13 protein-coding genes are annotated in these 17473 nt (G+C 37.1%); 4 read left to right on the top strand and 9 right to left on the bottom strand.

What is annotated here, in order from left to right; genetic code table 11:
• Positions 1–217 precede the first annotated feature (217 nt).
• Positions 218–583, top strand: a complete 366-nt coding sequence (locus RDN22_RS08515) for a pyridoxamine 5'-phosphate oxidase family protein (RefSeq protein WP_308557479.1) — start codon at positions 218–220, stop codon at positions 581–583.
• Between the two features lie 2332 nt (positions 584–2915).
• Here RDN22_RS08515 and tyrS read toward each other — a convergent pair.
• The 7 genes from tyrS to RDN22_RS08480 form a co-directional block, all read right to left on the bottom strand.
• Positions 2916–4178, bottom strand: coding sequence for a tyrosine--tRNA ligase (gene tyrS / locus RDN22_RS08510; protein ID WP_308557478.1), 1263 nt, complete (start codon positions 4176–4178; stop codon positions 2916–2918).
• Between the two features lie 305 nt (positions 4179–4483).
• Entirely contained in the window at positions 4484–7474 is a 2991-nt protein-coding gene (locus tag RDN22_RS08505; protein WP_308557476.1) for an LTA synthase family protein, read from the bottom strand.
• A gap of 40 nt (positions 7475–7514) precedes the next feature.
• Positions 7515–8132: a glycerol-3-phosphate acyltransferase gene (locus RDN22_RS08500; RefSeq protein ID WP_308557474.1), complete on the bottom strand. Its 618-nt coding sequence runs from the start codon at positions 8130–8132 to the stop codon at positions 7515–7517.
• Complete coding sequence (locus tag RDN22_RS08495; RefSeq protein ID WP_308557472.1) at positions 8132–9241, bottom strand: LCP family protein; 1110 nt, start codon at positions 9239–9241, stop codon at positions 8132–8134. Before RDN22_RS08495 ends, RDN22_RS08500 begins: the two co-directional genes overlap by 1 nt.
• 101 nt (positions 9242–9342) lie before the next feature.
• Complete coding sequence (locus RDN22_RS08490) at positions 9343–9900, bottom strand: aldose epimerase (RefSeq protein WP_308557471.1); 558 nt, start codon at positions 9898–9900, stop codon at positions 9343–9345.
• A 63-nt stretch (positions 9901–9963) separates the two neighbouring features.
• Positions 9964–10566, bottom strand: coding sequence for a pyroglutamyl-peptidase I (gene pcp, locus RDN22_RS08485; protein ID WP_308557470.1), 603 nt, complete (start codon positions 10564–10566; stop codon positions 9964–9966).
• A gap of 217 nt (positions 10567–10783) precedes the next feature.
• Positions 10784–11476, bottom strand: coding sequence for a 2,3-diphosphoglycerate-dependent phosphoglycerate mutase (locus RDN22_RS08480; protein WP_308557468.1), 693 nt, complete (start codon positions 11474–11476; stop codon positions 10784–10786).
• A 166-nt stretch (positions 11477–11642) separates the two neighbouring features.
• On the opposite strand from RDN22_RS08480, the gene RDN22_RS08475 reads away from it, so the two are divergent.
• The 3 genes from RDN22_RS08475 (at position 11643) to RDN22_RS08465 (ending at position 14260) form a co-directional block, all read left to right on the top strand.
• Positions 11643–12404 carry a DUF6612 family protein gene (locus RDN22_RS08475; RefSeq protein ID WP_308557466.1) on the top strand — a complete coding sequence of 254 codons (762 nt, stop codon included), beginning with the start codon at positions 11643–11645 and terminating at the stop codon, positions 12402–12404.
• A gap of 86 nt (positions 12405–12490) precedes the next feature.
• Complete coding sequence (locus tag RDN22_RS08470; RefSeq protein ID WP_308557465.1) at positions 12491–13285, top strand: hypothetical protein; 795 nt, start codon at positions 12491–12493, stop codon at positions 13283–13285.
• Positions 13286–13294: 9 nt separating this feature from the next.
• Positions 13295–14260 (top strand): Gfo/Idh/MocA family oxidoreductase, encoded by a 966-nt coding sequence (locus RDN22_RS08465; RefSeq protein ID WP_308557463.1) that lies wholly within the window; start codon positions 13295–13297, stop codon positions 14258–14260.
• 1167 nt (positions 14261–15427) lie between these two features.
• Here the strand turns inward: RDN22_RS08465 and RDN22_RS08460 are convergent.
• Complete coding sequence (locus tag RDN22_RS08460) at positions 15428–17263, bottom strand: cation:proton antiporter (RefSeq protein WP_308557461.1); 1836 nt, start codon at positions 17261–17263, stop codon at positions 15428–15430.
• A gap of 93 nt (positions 17264–17356) precedes the next feature.
• A partial coding sequence (locus tag RDN22_RS08455; RefSeq protein WP_308554877.1) for an IS3 family transposase occupies positions 17357–17473 on the bottom strand: 117 nt, incomplete at its 5' end.

Genomic DNA, 17473 nt, shown 5'->3' with positions numbered 1-17473 from the left:
TAGTGAATCGACTATCCCGTCGGATAATCAATTCACTATTAAGCTTAGAATGTTTTGTTTACCGCTAATGCGTTTTCTTAGACTTTTTCTATACCTCTTCATAAAATATAGGTTAAAGAAACAAAAAATTGATTTTTCTTGATATATATCAATTATTTTATTGTTACAGATCTATATAATTAAGTTAACAAGTAAACATTTTGAGGAGGACTTATATATGAAAAAATTAGACTCAACTAAACTTACTGACAAGCAAATCGAATTCTTCAAGACTCACTTGGCTTACCTTTCAACTGTTGATGCAAACGGTGAGCCACAAGTTGGTCCTAAGCAATCAATGAAGGTGCTCGACAACGGTCACTTACAATACCTTGAAAAGACTAAGGCACACGCATACGAGAACTTAAAGAACGGTTCAAAGGCTGCTGTTGTTGTAGCTGACGTTCCATCTCACACTAACGTACGTATCAAGGGTACTGCTCACATTCACGAAGATGACGATTACCAAAAGAAGATCGCTACTGAAGCAGGCGCACCAAACGCTTACGTTGTAGATATCGATATCGAAGAAATTTACGAATAAAATTTAGACAGTTTCATTTTTCAAATTAAATAATTGAAATTATTAAAAAACACGTTTTAAAATAAGCCATAAAAGTTGGACACTTTTACGGTTTTTATTATGTCTAAATTAAATAAAATCCAAAACTTAGAATTTATGATGAGTAAAAAATAAAGTAATTGATACAATAAGTCTTTGAATCAAATTTGAATCCTCAAGACTTAAGCTACATAATTAAATAATAGCTTGCTGTCTGTGGCAATAAAATTTATGATAAGCCTAATAGGTCATTTACCAGAGAACTCAAATGAAAAATATCATCCAGGCTTTAACAGGTATTAATATCGTTATCAAGAAGAACCGATCCAAAACATCACAATAAATAGCTCATATGGTCACTGAACTAAAACAAGGATTTAAAACCAGCTTGAATTATATTTTTACAATTTTAGCTCAAAACAAAGGCTTGCCTTTAATATCTAACTACAACATTATCAGAAGTGCTATAACCATTAGCCCATAAAATTTATAGTTAGACAAAAATATCCTATTGCTAAGAATATAAATGTCATAATCTCGAGAACTATTACAAATAATTAAAGAATAAAGAACAGACTAAAAACTTAATTCTGATTGATAAGCTCCAACCAGCTAAAGCAAGTATTTGTATAATTTTTACGTCCCAGTCTAAAGATTAAGTAACCACCTTTCTTTTTTTCTATATTTAATAAAAAAAGATATTGAATCAACTTGCAATATACCCAGCTTATTAGATTTAACTAAAATATCTTCCTTTACTTTCAAGAAAAATCAGGCTAAAAAGAAAAGACTTACTATTTACCTATTTTTCCAAAGTAGAATTTAATTAACCATTGATATCCTGAAATTATAACTCGAAAGATTACCTGTTGAATTATTCTGTATATGAAAGTTAAAATTCTTAAAAAGATCTCTTACCGCTAATTCTAAAAAATGTATATTTATTAATAACTTAAAAACATTTAATAGACTATCTAATCTCTGCTTAATATTTCTTAAAACACTCACTAATTTCATATTTACTTCTACATCTCTTTTATTATGACCCTTTGTGACTTTTTTGAGGTAATCCTGATTCATCATAATTCATGATAGCCCTATTTCCACTCGTAAATATGTCCAGAAGCATCCCAGTAGGTTTACCATCAAAGATTACGTCTTCCTTGTAACAGACTATCTCCTTATTCGAACTATTTGAGCTTTATTCATAGCGAAATATTGTCTTACAAACTTTAATTTCTTTATAATCTAACCTCATCATAAAGGCTTCTCAATTTAACTTGCCTACCCAGACAGGGGCCCATCTCTCATCTTCCATCCCCCCTTAGTTGGCTATCTTGGTTTTACATTAATCTTTTGAACTTCGATTTATCCACTATTGGACCTAACTTAGGTTCTTCTGTATATGATTTAAAAACTTGCTAGCCACCTTCACCTGCTTGACAAAAAACATCTATGGTTTACGTTTCAATTAATTAGATACTACTATACTAAAAAAGCGGATTTAGTTATGAAGTTAAACTCAAAGCAGTTAAATAATGAAAGATCCTATCCACCTGCAGAAGTTTTAGAAACTAGTACTACCCCTCATGTCATAGAGCCGCTTGAACTAAAAAAACAGCTATTTTGCAACAAGATTTTAATGCCTCTAAGCCTCATGAAAAATAGTGTACTGATATTACCGAAAAAAGATTCCCAAAACAAATCAAAAGATATATCTCTGCACTATTTAAAATCTCTATGACAGTTTCCCAGTTGACTATACTTTAAGCCAATAACAATGATACTGCTTTAGTTGAACACGTACTAAAAACATGTACTAAAGAAGCTTGAGATAATGAAGCAAATAGATCATGCAGTGCTTAATAGTAATCGAGGATTTCAATTTGTTCGAACTGTATACTTAAAGCAACACAACACGATACAATCAATGTCCAGAATCGGTTGCTGTATTTGATAATAACCCGATAGAAGGCTGATAAAGAAAATGAGAATGATTATGTATCCAGACGTAAACAACTATGAAGAAACGAAACAAGTCTTTGATAAAACAATAAAGTATTATATCAGTCATGATACACAAGAACGATTAACGATTTAATAGTAAAACAGCTAGAGAAATCAGGAAAGAAGCAAAATACAGTTCAAACAAAGAGATTAAACACAAAATCAGACAATATGAATGCTATAAAAATTCGGGAAAAATAAAAAAATCAGTTCGCATGTTTATGCGAGCTGATTAACAATTAGTATATATTTTTTAGCTGTCTACTTGACACGGTACAGCTTATATTCTAATGCTTTTAATTTTCATTTATTTAACTGTAACCAAAGTGTACTTTCTCTTACCCTTACGGATAATTACGTACTTACCATCAAATGCACTTGATGGATCAACGTCAAAGTCTACGCTTTGTTCACGATCACCGTTAACGTAAATAGCACCGTTCTTGATATCTTCACGTGCTTGACGCTTTGAAGGTTCGATCTTGGTATCAACTAAGAAGTCAACCAAGTTCTTCTTTTCTGAACCAGCTTCTGCACTTGGAGCATTCTTCAAGCCTTGTTCAATTTGAGTTACTGACAAGTTCTTAATGTCGCCTGAGAATAAAGCATCAGTAATCATTTGAGCTTCCTTCAAGCCTGCTTCACCGTGAACGAACTTAGTAACTTCTTCTGCCAATTTCTTTTGAGCAGCACGCTTCCAAGGTTCCTTTTCAGTCTTTTCAGCCAAGTCTTCAATTTCTTCGCGGCTAAGGAAAGTGAAGTACTTAAGGTACTTAACAACATCGCGGTCGTCTTGGTTAATCCAGAATTGGTAAAATTCGTAAGGACTAGTCTTTTCAGGATCAAGCCATACAGCACCACCAGCTGATTTACCAAACTTAGTACCATCTGCCTTAAGCATCAATGGAATAGTTAAACCAAATGCTGGACGATCTGCGCCTTCAAGCTTGTGGATCAAGTCGATACCTGCAGTGATGTTGCCCCATTGGTCACTACCACCGATTTGTAATTGAACGCCATCATCCTTGTTCAAGTGGTAGAAGTCGATAGCTTGTAAAATTTGGTAAGTGAATTCAGTAAATGAAATACCATTTTCAAGACGGCTAGCAACAACATCCTTGTTGATCATGTTGTTAACTTGGAAGAACTTACCGTAGTCACGCAAGAAATCGATCAAGTTAAGCTTGCCAAGCCATTCAGCATTGTTTCTGATTTCAAAGTTTTCAGTACCAAATAACTTCTTCATTTGGTTAGTTAAACTTTCTTCATTGTGCTTAACTTGTTCTGCCGTTTGTAAAACACGTTCAGTCTTACGGCCTGATGGGTCACCGATTACACCAGTACCACCACCGATTAAAATTACTGGGTGGTAACCTGCCATTTGGAATCTCTTCAAAATCATGAATGGGATAAGGTGACCGATGTGAAGTGAGTCACCAGTTGGGTCAGTACCACAGTAAAGAGCCAAATCATCGTGTTCAGCTAAGTACTTGCGTAAGCCTTCTTCATCAGTTTCTTGATTAATGGCGCCGCGCCACTTCAAATCTTCTAAAATATCAAATTTTGCCATAATTTCCTCCAATAAAAAACGCCCCTTGAGAATATTCTCAAGGGACGACTAATTATCATCTTTAGCCGTGGTACCACCCACGTTCATGCCTTACGGCATCTCTACTGGTTGATAAAGAAACCACCCTATCAGTATTTCGCTAAAATCAACCTGCCTAGCTCTCACCAAAATGCTAGTTCTCTGAACACTGAATTGATTCGCTACTTATCGTTAGTTATGATCTTAACTAGAAAACTGCATTTAGTCAACCGTTATTTCAAGAAAAGAAAAAGACGAAGGCAAAACCTTCGTCTTTATTCTCGAATTTAATTATTCATCTTGTAGAAGCCCTTAGCCTTCAAACCATAAGCTTGACCAGCGGTCATATCGTATTGAACCATTTCGTAATCGTTCAAAATAGCTTGTTGTTCTGAAGTAAGCTTCTTAGGATCTACAAAGTGACCCTTTTGGTCAACTAATTGGAAGCCCTTGTCACCATTGAAGTTAATGGTAATTGCAGGAAGCTTCTCGTGTACTTCAGTCAAAAGTGCTTGGTAAGGAGTTACCTTAGTGTTAGTTTGTTCAAGCATCATGGCAGTGAAGTCACTAGTGTTAACAAAGTTAGTGTTGTGAGTCAACTTACTCTTAGCACCGTGCTCTCTTGCATACTTGTTTGAGTAAATGAAGTAGCGAGTTGAGTGCATTTGAACAGGATATCTGCCAGTGTAGTTTTGTGACAAGATACTTGGGTAGTGGTCACCATAGAAGACAACAGTAATTGGCTTCTTGATCTTATCAATTTGACCAATAAACTTCTTAACTGCCTTGTCGGTGTATTGAGTACCCTTGATGTAAGTTGCCATCTGTTCACGTACAGCAGCGGTGTTGAAGAGTTCACCAGATACCTTACCCATGTATTCGTTGTTTGGATACCAGTTGTTGTAAGGCATGTGGTTTTGAATAGAAATCAAGTTAATGAATTGTCCACCCTTCATGCTGTTGATTTGTCTCAAACCGTTAGCATAAGTGGTGAAGTCAGAGTTGTAAGTACTCTTACCAAGCTTCTTTTGATCAATGATCTTGTATTTAGAACCAAGGTAAACGAACTTGTTAAACTTGAATCTCTTGTAGTCTTCTACTCTTGAGTAGTAAGTACCAATGAATGGGTGAACGGCTGACTTGTAATTGAAGTCCATACCGATAGTTGGGTAGAAGTCATAGTTTGGCACGATTTGAACATATGGAGTCAAAGTTGACTTGAACATACCCATGTTAAATCCGGTCAAAGTTTCCCATTCCATGTTGGCAGTACCACCACCATAACCGGCACTAAGCATGCTACCGTAAGTGGCACGTTTTTGCATTGATTGGATAAACTTAACTGGGTTTGGAGTCTTAGGATCAATCTTAATAGTTGGGAAAGTATATGGATCTACAAAACTTTCACTCAAGTTGTAGACAATAGTTTGATCCTTTAAAGTATTCTTTCTTGTCTTATTAATTTCGTCAGCAATCTTGCTGTATTTTTCATCCAAATGCTTGATTGTAGATTCTGAATAGTTAGATGGCTTATTCATAATCTGCAAGTCGAAGTAGTTCAAGAAGTTCAAAAGTGGACCGTTGATTTGGATATCACGTTCAGGGTTTCTGAATGATTGCTTGTTGTCAAAACCACGGTTAATGTGGCAGATCATGCCGCCATCGTGGTTAAAGCGAGCTGGAGTCATGAACAAAAGCAAACTGAGCAATGCCCAAATTCCACGACGCTTCCATGAACCCTTTTTCTTAATTGGAACCTTAATTTCAAGGAAGACACATAATGCAATCACAATTACCAATGCAATAGCAATCATAATTACTTTTTGTTGTCCGACCATTGGAAGCAAGGTCTTCCAGTTAACAATTTCATCAATTTCAGTTGGGTAAATTGGTTCACCACGAAGGTTAAGTTTAATCTTGTTGGCAATAGCCCAACCAATTGTGATTACGCTGACCAGAATAGTTGAGGTCCAGTAACGCGTAGTAATGAAGTAGAAAATCGCAAACATCGCATCGAGGAAGATTGCCGTCAAAATAATGGCGAAGAATCTAGTCCCGAGCAAGAAGATAACTGCGTTAATGTCAGTGGCAGTCGTAATCTGAATACGTAAGTTATCAGATTCAATCAAGAATGAAGCAAAACTTAATACATAGAACCAGCCCCATGTAAGAAGTCTTACTCTGTTTTCAACTACCCAAGCAGTGAAGTTCTTCCAGACATCTTCAACGATTTCTGCTAAGTTGTCATGTTTATTCAAAAATGCGACTGCATTTCTGATTGGTTTAATTCTAAATAAATATTTATCGTATAGCCAGTCTAAAGCAAACGCTACAATCATCATTAAGATGATCATCAAGAATTTGTTGAAGCCGGCACTACCAGTAAAGCGGAATGACTTTACGAAGCCTCCAATAATTGGAGCATCCATAAAGACAACTACTGGAATAAAGAAGCGCATTTCTTTAGCAGAGAAGCTAACGATTACTTTTCTGAAAATTAAGAATGCGGCAAGCACCATTAAGAATAAGAATGGTGATGCAATGTTGCTTAAGAATTTTGGATTCCATGAGTAAACGCCGCTACGACCAGACAAACGTTGGTACCAGTAAACACCGTTAAATCCAGGAACACCAATGAACATTACAAAGAATGAGAAAATCCCTGAGGCAATTGTCCAGCCAAAGACCTTCTTAGGAATCTTAACGTTTGCTAGGAACATCCCCCAAGCAAAGTACAAGATCAGGTAGACGCCATAAATTGAATAGTTGAAGACGATCGTACCCGCACTTGTGGCAAAGCCGACCAGTGTTAATGCACTAAGCAAAAGCAAGTTTTGTTTAGCAGTAATGCGGTGTTGCAACTCATAAATATATGGTTGAGCCAACATACTGAAAATCAAACCTGCAAGCAGCACTGAGGTACTAGTCAATACTGGGAAAAATACGCCCCATAGTTTCCACATGTTAAAGCTGCCTGGCCGCTTAAAGAAGTTAGCCAAATACAGCAACACTAGTGTAACTACTGCTATAATCCAGAATCTAAAGGCTTCAGTTGGATGAACCTTCTTCTTGCTGTACACAGCACCAAAGACCATAGGCACAAGCACCATCGTACTGCGTCCAAGTAGTCCAGGAATGTATCTCATCAAAGTGCTAAGTGGCAGTCTGCCAAATAAGCTACCCCATGAGAACATTTGCACTAGCATGAAAAATGCTGCCACAATTATACAAATAATTTGGACAACATTTAGTGATTTTTTCTTCTTAATCTCACTCATTTTCTTAGTCTATGTCCTTACTAAAAAATTCTTTTTGCCATTACTTTTTGATGATCCCAAGTTTTTTCTTAATTGAATACAAAATATCGACTTTCTTGCCGTGACCGGTGAAGAAATCAATGATATCTTTCCAGAACTTGAAGACCATGATCAAAGTAATCACCATGAAGATGATTCCTGCTTCTTGGTTTTGCAAAAATTCATAAACACTGAATAAAAGCATAAACACTAAAGGCGGAATCGTCAAATTTTGCATGATTGCTGTTAACACTAAAGCTACAAGCAAAGTCGCAAAACCAGCCTTCCAATCATAAAATACTGCTACTTGAGCTGCAACGGCAACGCCTTTGCCGCCGCGGAAGTGATCCCAAAATGGGAAGCAATGCCCAAGTATTAGACCAAGTCCGCAAAAAGCAATATTAATATGAGCTGGAAAGGCAAAATAAACAATAAATAAGGCAATTAAGCTTTTAAGCAAATCACCAAGACATGTTAGAATGCCCCATTTTTTACCAAAAACAGCACCCATATTGGCTGTTCCAGGATTATGTGAACCATATTCAGTAGGATTTATTTTTAAGAAAATTTTTCCGACAATCATCGCCGTCAGGAAATTACCAAAGAGATAACCAATTAGCGTCGCATAAATTGGCGTCATCAATTATCATCATCTCCTGTATCTGCGTCTGTGTAATCATAAATGTGATAGTCTTGCGTCTTGCCACTCTTGAAGCTGAAACCGTTAGCAATATTACGCTCATTTTGGTAAGTTTCGTTATTGCTGATAGTTTCTTTTTCAAGATCTAATTCGCTGCGCGCTAAATCAGAGATTCGTTGCAATTCACTAGTTGGCTGAACTTGATAAGCGGCATCATCAATCATCGCATTGTAGCCATGCAAGTAGTCACTGGATGTCTTTTTAGCACAGCCTCGATAATTCATTGCGATCTGTTGTAACGCACTAAATGGCAAGTTAGTTCTAACGTTGCTTGAAACTGACGTTAAGATCGAATCTAAGTTTGAGAGCGAACTAACAGAAACAGCCTTCTTAATCAAGGTTGTAATTACTTGACGCTGTCTTTCTTGTCTGCCGTAGTCGCCTCTAGGGTCATCATAACGCATTCTTGAATAAGCAAGTGCGCCAGCACCACCCATATGCGTTAACTTGCCCTTCTTAAAGATATAGCCGCCATATTCAAAACTAAGCGTTGGCCTGATATTAATCCCACCAACATAGCGAATCATCTTCATGATCCCGCCCATGTTAACAACGGCATAATACTTAATTGGCACATTGATCAATTTTGAAACGCTATCCATCGACATCTTTGCTCCACCTAGTTCATAGGCTGCATTGATCTTTTCAGTCTTGAAGTTTTCGCTTCCTACCATTTGTGCCATCGTATCACGTGGAATGGATATCAGAGTATATTTCTTCTTTGCAGGGTTAACTACAGCTAAAATCATGGTATCGGTTCTGCCTCGCTTCTCTGTTCTGTCCAAAGCACCGGTATCAGTACCCATAAGCAGTACAGCAAAGCGTTTTTTTCCATTAAATTCACCTGTAGTTTTTACTGCAGTGTACGGATCGTAAGTTTTATCGACCGCATTCTTGGTCTTAACATATACAGCAGTAAAGTACGCAATTATTGCACCAATACCAACTAATACAATCAAACCCATAATCCACGACCAAATATGTTTTTTTTTATATTTATAATTTTGCACTCGTGTTCCCTGAGGATGAAATCTTCTTTTTTTCTCCATAAGCCATACCTATATGTAAATTCACATTGAGTGTATTATAACAAAAAAAGCAAATCATCGCTGACCTGCTTCTTATATCTTATTGAAATCATTACTTATTTTTACTTTAAAGTCAAACTTAAAGCAAATTTTTTGTTACTTTTTGCTCCAAGCCTAATCTCATCGGTAAATGCGACAACACGATTTTCTTCTACATTCAATTTAAAATCAGTCGAAGCAACATCGATTTCATGTTTTCCATTATTTAAATTGATTTTGTTGATGCTCTCTTCACGTGGCCAATTATTTGGTAGAACAAAGCCCAGTGAAAATGGCATTTCTTTATGCGAAGAATTTTTTAGATAAAAGTCTACCTCTACTTGATTGCCTTCTAGGGCATAAGTGGTCATCACTTCAAAATGATAAGGGAAACTCTTGTAGCTTTCCGGTGTATCAATTAAGGTCAGACTCATTCGAGTATCGCCTTTATCAACGACAGTCCAAGGCACTTTGCTGGCCCAGTCATTATCATGATTGATCACTGGAAAAGCAATTGCCATACCCTCTTTAGCCTCACTTGCGAGATAATCAAAATTATCTGTTACAGATATTAAGTGAGCCACTCTGGCCCCGTTCTCATCAACAGAGACTTGAAAGAGAGAATTATCAATTGTTTGCATATTTTTCTCCCAACTTTAATTCCAATGTCAAAAATAGCACTTGAAAGGGGGTACTGTCAATTCTTAGTTGGCTACTGCCACTTTGATGGAAGCGGTTAACCCGGTTATCATGTCATTTAAATTCATGGATGGACGGCGACCATTTTTAGCTTGGCTTGGCAAAAATGGAATGTGAATGAAGCCTGCCTTGAGGTTTGGAAACTTGCTTTGGCGCATGTATTGCACTTCATAGAAAAGGTGGTTGCAGACGTAGGTGCCTGCTGAATTAGAAATTTCGGCAGGGATGCCAGCTTTTCTCATTGCAGTGACCATTTTTTTGATTGGCAATTGTGTGAAATATCCGTCGGCGCCATCCTCTTCAATCTTTCCTTCTTTAGGACCCTTGCCAGAATTATCTGGAGTGGAGCCCGCTTGAAAATTAATGGCGATTCGCTCTGGCGTAATTGCGCTGCGGCCGCCAGCTTGGCCAACATTAATTACCATGTCTGGCTTTTCTTTGATAATGGCCTCTTTTACAACTTGAGCGCTTTGATAAAAAATTGTTGGCACTTCTAACTTAACAATTTGATTACCATCGATTTCATCTGGCAGTCTTTTTACGGCTTCAATGGCCGGATTAATTTTTTCACCGCCAAAAGGATCGAATCCAGTTACTAAGATTTTCATATTTTTGCCTCTTTCCTTAGAAAAAAATGGCAGTTTTTCTTTATTTATAATATAATATACTTGTTCCAAAAAATATGAAATGAAATAAATTATATTATTACAATTTTTGGAGCAAGTTGATAAAAGAAGGCATCCCTATGGGATGTCTTTTTTTGTCCTAAAATAAAAGAACTTCGAAAAATTCGAAGTTCTTCTTGTGTGAATAATCACTATTTAATTAGTCGTCCAACTTTTCCTTGTTAACAACATCCAAGTTTTCGTCGAATGTGTAAACAACTGGTTCACCAGTCTTCATTTCGAGGTTCATGATGTCGTCGTCAGAAATGTTTTCGATGTACTTAGTCAAAGCACGAAGTGAGTTACCGTGAGCTGCGATAATTACGTTCTTGCCGTCAAGTAAGTCTGGAGCAATGTGATCTTCCCAGAATGGCATTACACGGTCAAGACATACGTGTAAGTTTTCTGCCTTAGGAACGATGTGTGGATCCAAGTTTGCGTAACGACGGTCATGTGCTTGACTAAATTCGTTGTCATCATCAATAGCTGGTGGCAAAACATTGTATGAACGACGCCAAATGTGAACTTGTTCGTCACCATATTTTTCAGCAGTAGCTTTCTTGTTTAAACCTTGAAGAGCACCGTAATGACGTTCATTTAATCTCCAAGTCTTAGTTTCTGGAATCCAAAGTTGGTCACTTTCTTCAAGTGCGTAGTGCAAAGTCTTGATAGCACGAGTTAATAATGAAGTGTAAGCTTGGTCAAATTCAAGACCGTGTTCCTTGATTAAACGACCAGCCTTCTTAGCTTCTTCAACACCTTTTTCTGAAAGGTTAACGTCAACCCAACCAGTAAATTGGTTTGAAAGGTTCCATTCACTTTGACCGTGACGGATTAAAACTAATTTTGACATGAAATATCTCCTTTTAAAATTCAATAGTTTCACCCATATTTTACACATTTCGCAGTTTTTTTCATAGAGATATGACAAAAAAACATTAATTTTTAGACATTGTTTCAATTATTTTGGCTTTTGTGATAACTTATTCATTAATGTTACATAAAAAGAAGTGCAAATTATGGTATTCAAAAACAAAAAATTCATCATTAGTATTCTTGGCATCTTCGTCTTGCTTTTAGCAGGTTGTTCAAACAACCAATCTACTAAAAAAGAAGATACCCTGCCAAGTGCTAAAACTATCTTAACTAAGGCCAAAAAGACTAAGTTCAACTCAATGCATGTCACTTGGAATGAAGTTGAAAATGGTCAAACTGTTCAAAAAGCTGAAAGCCAATACGTTAAAAATCCAACAGTCATCTATGCCAATGTAGCAACAACTTCCAACCACTATAAGATGTGGATTGAAGGTAATACCAACTACATCCAGATGAAGGGCACCAGCACCAATCGCTGGTTCAAGACTAAGGTAGCCAAAAATAGTTCATATTCTGTTTTAACAGATAGCTTAAACAACATGCTCGACCCCTTCACTAGCGTAAGCAGTAAGTTCAAGGTTAAGCAAAATAGTAACGACTACGTCCTCACTTATAAAGGAAACAACAAGAAAATTTGGAATGCTATCGTCTCCGATTCTGCCGTCACTGCCCTCATCGGTATCGATTTAGACAGCGTGAAGCCTATTAGCAATGAAATCACGATTGACGTTGATAAAAACTACAATATTAATGATGTAAAGGTTGCTTCTACTTATAAAGATGATGGTAAGAAGAAAAACTTTAGCATGAATGCCGATCAGATCGATCAAATTAAGAGTTTGACAGTTCCAGCTACTGTTAAAAAAGGCGCAGTTGACCTCGGCAAAATCAAGAGGAATAATTAATTTCACAGTTCAAATATAACTAGTTTCGAACTTTTTGGTTCTATTATAATAGAACCAAAGTAATAATAGGAGAATCAAGAATTATTATGAAGTTAAAAAAAATATTTATTGGCATCTCGTTAGCTACCCTCTTCTTACTTGGCGGCTGCAGCCAGCAGAAAAAGGCAGATCCTGTTTTAACTAAAGATCAAGTGGTTCAAAAAGCTAAAAAGGACTTCCGAAGCGGTCAAGTTATCCAATCAGTAACGCTTAGCACCGATACTTCTAGTCAAGTTGCGGCAAGCAGCACCACATTCGGCGGTGAATCAACTGTCTACCATATTACTAATCAGACGACTAGCAAGGGCAAAGCCAGCTCGAACGAAGAATGGGTCAACTTGAATAATGTCTACCTCCATGGTCGTGACACATGGTACAGAGCTGATCTTGAAAAATTGACGGGCCACTCATATGCGGACTTAACTGATGCGATTATGAATAATCATTTGATTCATAATCCAAGTAGCACTTTGGTTAAAGCTTACAAGATGAAGTATAACAAGAAGGAAAAGACTTATACTTTAACGGCTAAGTTGACAGATCAAGCTTTAATGAAGAAAGCTACCGCCCCAATTTTTAATACAACTGCTCAAAGCACCGGCCAAGCTAAGGTCTTTAAGCAAATTTCCAAATTGGCTAAATACAAGAGCATGACAGTTAAGGCAATTGTGAAGGATAAGAAGTTAGCTAACTTCAACGTCTTCGTTAATATGACTTTAGGCAAAACAATGACGGTCAAAGTTGGTCAAAGCTATGGCAACTTTGGTAGCCACGACTTCTTGAAGGTGCCAGCTTCTGCAACTAATGCAAAAGAATTGCCAACTACCAATAGTAAGAAATAGAGGTTTATCATGAAATTAGGAATTATCGGAAGTGGAATGATTGTCCACGATTTTTTAAAGACTGCTGATAAAATTAACAACCTTGAATTAGCGGCTATTTCATCAACGGTTAGAAGTAAAGATATTGCCCAGGAATTAGCCAAGCAATATGGCATTAAGAAGACTTACACTAGCAACGAAGAATTGATGGCTGATCCTGATGTCGACACTGTTTACGTTGCTGTGCCAAACTTCCTTCACTATGAGATTGCCAAGATGGCACTTGTGCATGGCAAGAATGTGATTTGCGAAAAGCCATTTGTTGAAAGTACTGCTCAAGCTGAAGAATTGAAGAAGCTTGCTGATCAAAAAGATCTGATTATTATTGAGGCAATTACCAACCTTTATTTGGAGAACTTCAAGCAAATTCAAAAAGAATTGAAGAATATTGCTCCAATTCATATCATCAACATGAACTACACGCAATACTCTAGCCGTTATGACGCTTTCCTTGAAGGTAAGATTGCACCGGTCTTTGATCCGAAAAAAGATGGTGGCGCCTTAATGGACTTGAACATCTATAACATCCACCTTGTAGCGGCCTTGTTTGGCTTGCCTGATAAGGTTCAGTATTATGCAAACATGCAAAAAGGTGTTGATACGTCAGGCATCTTGCACATGTCTTACCCTGATAAACAAGCATCCCTCACCGCTTCAAAAGATAGCTATGTAACGCCACGCTCATTTATTGAAGGTGAAAAAGGCAGCATCTATATCGATGGCTCAACGGGTGCGCTCGACAACTTCACCGTTCAGATGCGTAACGAAGAACCTAAGACATACCACTTGAACAAGTATGAGCACCGTATGACTAGTGAGTTCAATGCATTCAGCGACATCATTGATCATCATGATACAGTTAAGGCTGACGAAGCATTTGTGAACACCCTTGAATCAATGCAGATTTTGACTGCGGCTCGCAATACTTTGGAATAAAGAATAGAAAAGATAAAAATAATAAGCATCCCCCAAAAAGGGATGCTTATTTTGTGATGACTACATTTAGTCATCACATGTCCTTTAGACTATCGAATAACTCTTGATGATCTGCTATGAATTTCTCAACAAATTCATCTACTTCATGATTTTCATCGGTAGATTTGCAATCCTGCTTGCTTATATTTTTTTAAAGGTGTTTTGTATTATGTGAAGCCATGGCACTCTCCTATACATACACTTTTGATGCTTTGTATCTACTATAATAACTTAGTTTAAAAAATGAAACTTAATACAAATTAAAACCGTTACCTATTCCACAAATTTAGGTAACGGCTTTCGTGTTATATTCGACCGATTTAATGCAAAACAATTTATTTATTAATTTCGTGTTGTCAGTAATTATTGCTGTAACCTCTCATGTACTAGAGAAGTTGATCGATTATTGGCTAGATGATCGTCGGCATCGGCAACACAAGCACAGACACCATTAGTCCACAAAATTAAAAACATTACCTATAAGTAACGGTTTTTGTGTTGAATTTTGCAACTAAATGCATAAATCAATCTTCATTATTATAGCATAACTTTTCATTCATTATTCATAGCTAAGCAAGTTGCACATTTAATCAATTGCCTTAAAAAAGATTACTTTTCTTGTCATATATCTAATGATAAAATACTTTTATGCCTATGTACCTCCCCTTTGAAAGGAGGTGAGACCGAAAAATGGGTAATCATTTATTTACCAATTTTGTGTTGCCTGTACTAATTGCTGTAGTTTCTCATGTGTTAGAGAAACTTTTCGACAAATGGCTAACTCGTCGTCAGCATAAGCAACACAAACGTAGGCATAATTAGCCCACAAAATTAAACCCTTTACCTATTCAGACCATTAGGTAAAGGGTTTTTGTGTTATATTTGACCGATTATGGATAAATCAATCATCTATTTACCGATTTCAGTATTATTATAGCATGAATCTAATAATTTTACATAGCTTAAATATTTATTCATGCTCAAACAAATTGCGTATCTGACCAGCCACATCAAAATAAAACCGTTACCTATTCCACAAATTTAGGTAACGGTTTTCGTGTTATATTCGACCGATTAATGGATAGTCAATCTAATTACCAGCTTTAAATTATTATATCATAAACCATCTTACTCATGACTAAGCAAGTTACGTACCTGATCAGCCACCTTGAACTCACCAGAGAATACCAAAACATCCCCCGGTTCAATCACAGTCCAGCCGTGTGGAATCAACCATTGATCGCCACGCCAGATTCGACTAACCGTAATCTTGTCAATGAATTCCAGATCCGCCAAAGGACGGCCAGTGTAATGCGTATTCTTCACGCGAACTGAGTAAAGAACATTCTTCGTATCAGTGATAATCCGGTACACGGTTGGTGATTCAATCAATGCCCGCATCAAGGCTGAACGAACGTTGGTAAAGTTGAAGATCTCGATATCCTTTTGGTTAAATTCTTCCACAGTATCTGAATCAACTTGACCTAGCCGTGCAATTACACGCTCTACTTCAACACTTCTTGCCTCTCGTGCAAGGTCAGCATTGTTCTCATCTTCATGACTTGCCGCCACGAAGATGTCACAGTCAAATGCGCCAGCCTTTTCCAGCGTCTTCTTATCTAAATCAGGCAAAAGCGTAATATTCTCTACTCGACTATCATAAGTTTCATAGCTACTCTTATTGTCAGTGAACATCTTGATTGAGTACCAATTATCATGCAAGTCGTGTGCTACTGGCACAGTGAAGGCGTTGGCCCCAATGAAGGTAACTGTCTTCTTAATTCTGTCTTCAGGTGACAAGACAAAGTTGGAATTAAATACAATCGGACTCAAAATACATACGATAACTGCCGCCAAGATAAAGGCATCAGATTGCGTTGAAGTAATTGCATGCAACTTTCTAGCTACTTGCAAGGTTGGCAAAACAATCGTAATAGTAGTTGCTGTTAAAAATCCACCTGCAAAGGCATTACGCTTTTGGAAATAGCGCATGTAAGTTAACACAACTGGCAACTTGGCAATTAATAAGAAAATAACCAAGACTGGAAGCAACATTAATGATGAGGGACGCGCAAACAGTGAACGCAGGTTAAGTCCTACCCCTGTCATAATGAAGAAAATAGGAATAAAGAATCCATAACCAATTGAGGTCAACTTGTCCTTAGTTGCTTCACTTGGCTCAAGTAACTTCATAACCATTCCGGCTAAGAAGACACCCAAGATGTTCTCGGCACCAACTCTTTCAGCTACAGTAACTAATGCAAAAATCAAGAAGAATGCCAAACGAATATCCAGCTGTGTAGTCGCCTTAGTTACCTTGGCAAACCATAAATATGGTTGCTTGAATCGACGCAAAAGAAAAATTGCGGCTAAGAATAATAGGATAATCAACCATAATTGTTCCGCATTACCACCATTAACTGATGCATAGATCGTTAATAAAAGTAATGGAATAACTTCGCCAAGAACAGCCGTTAACAAAATCGTCTGTCCAATTGGCCGACTCAAAATATCCTTTTCCTTTAAAGTAGCAATAACCACGCCAAGAGCAACAGTCATCAAGATAATTGCAGCCAGCATGACTTCGCTGAACAAGCCAATGGCTTTCAAAACAAAGGCGAGTGCAACAGCCATAATGACGACCCCACTAAAGGCCATAACTGCAGTCTTTAATGGATCAACCATCTTGCCAGATTGTGATTTACTCTTTGGATTATTCTTTCTTTGTAATAAGTCAAAATCGATTTCCATCCCTGATAAGAACATCAGTAGAATCACGCCGAGGTTAGACAAAAAAGTCAGATCATGCGTGGACGTAATCAGGTTAAAACCACTCGATCCCATCACAATCCCCACGATAATTTCGGCTACCGCGGTTGGAACATTGCTAATCTGGAAACGAGCCATAAATATTGGAATGATTAACGCCAATAATACAACTAAGAATAGCGATAATTGTGCCATTTTCTTCCCCTTTTCTCATTCAATACCACTGCATTATACAAAAAAACACACCTCATTCCTAATACTTGAAGTGGGACCTAAAAAGTAGACATTTTAAAACATAGGATTAATAGAGGCTTGATTCCGATATTCTTTCGGAGTTAAGCCTTTTAATCTGCTCTTTATCCTTTCTTCGTTATAGTATTTGATATATTCCTCTATAGCTTGAGC

This window comes from uncultured Lactobacillus sp. (assembly GCF_902491705.1).
Classification (GTDB): domain Bacteria; phylum Bacillota; class Bacilli; order Lactobacillales; family Lactobacillaceae; genus Lactobacillus.
This window is presented reverse-complemented; position numbering and strand designations above follow the sequence as displayed.

Coding starts and splice junctions, on each gene's coding strand:
- RDN22_RS08460 (WP_308557461.1), bottom strand. CDS start 17,263: ATGGCACAATTATCGCTATTCTTAGTTGTATTATTGGCGTTAATCATT.
- RDN22_RS08470 (WP_308557465.1), top strand. CDS start 12,491: ATGAAGTTAAAAAAAATATTTATTGGCATCTCGTTAGCTACCCTCTTC.
- RDN22_RS08515 (WP_308557479.1), top strand. CDS start 218: ATGAAAAAATTAGACTCAACTAAACTTACTGACAAGCAAATCGAATTC.
- tyrS (WP_308557478.1), bottom strand. CDS start 4,178: ATGGCAAAATTTGATATTTTAGAAGATTTGAAGTGGCGCGGCGCCATT.
- RDN22_RS08505 (WP_308557476.1), bottom strand. CDS start 7,474: ATGAGTGAGATTAAGAAGAAAAAATCACTAAATGTTGTCCAAATTATT.
- RDN22_RS08475 (WP_308557466.1), top strand. CDS start 11,643: ATGGTATTCAAAAACAAAAAATTCATCATTAGTATTCTTGGCATCTTC.
- RDN22_RS08490 (WP_308557471.1), bottom strand. CDS start 9,900: ATGCAAACAATTGATAATTCTCTCTTTCAAGTCTCTGTTGATGAGAAC.
- RDN22_RS08500 (WP_308557474.1), bottom strand. CDS start 8,132: ATGACGCCAATTTATGCGACGCTAATTGGTTATCTCTTTGGTAATTTC.
- pcp (WP_308557470.1), bottom strand. CDS start 10,566: ATGAAAATCTTAGTAACTGGATTCGATCCTTTTGGCGGTGAAAAAATT.
- RDN22_RS08465 (WP_308557463.1), top strand. CDS start 13,295: ATGAAATTAGGAATTATCGGAAGTGGAATGATTGTCCACGATTTTTTA.
- RDN22_RS08480 (WP_308557468.1), bottom strand. CDS start 11,476: ATGTCAAAATTAGTTTTAATCCGTCACGGTCAAAGTGAATGGAACCTT.
- RDN22_RS08495 (WP_308557472.1), bottom strand. CDS start 9,241: ATGGAGAAAAAAAGAAGATTTCATCCTCAGGGAACACGAGTGCAAAAT.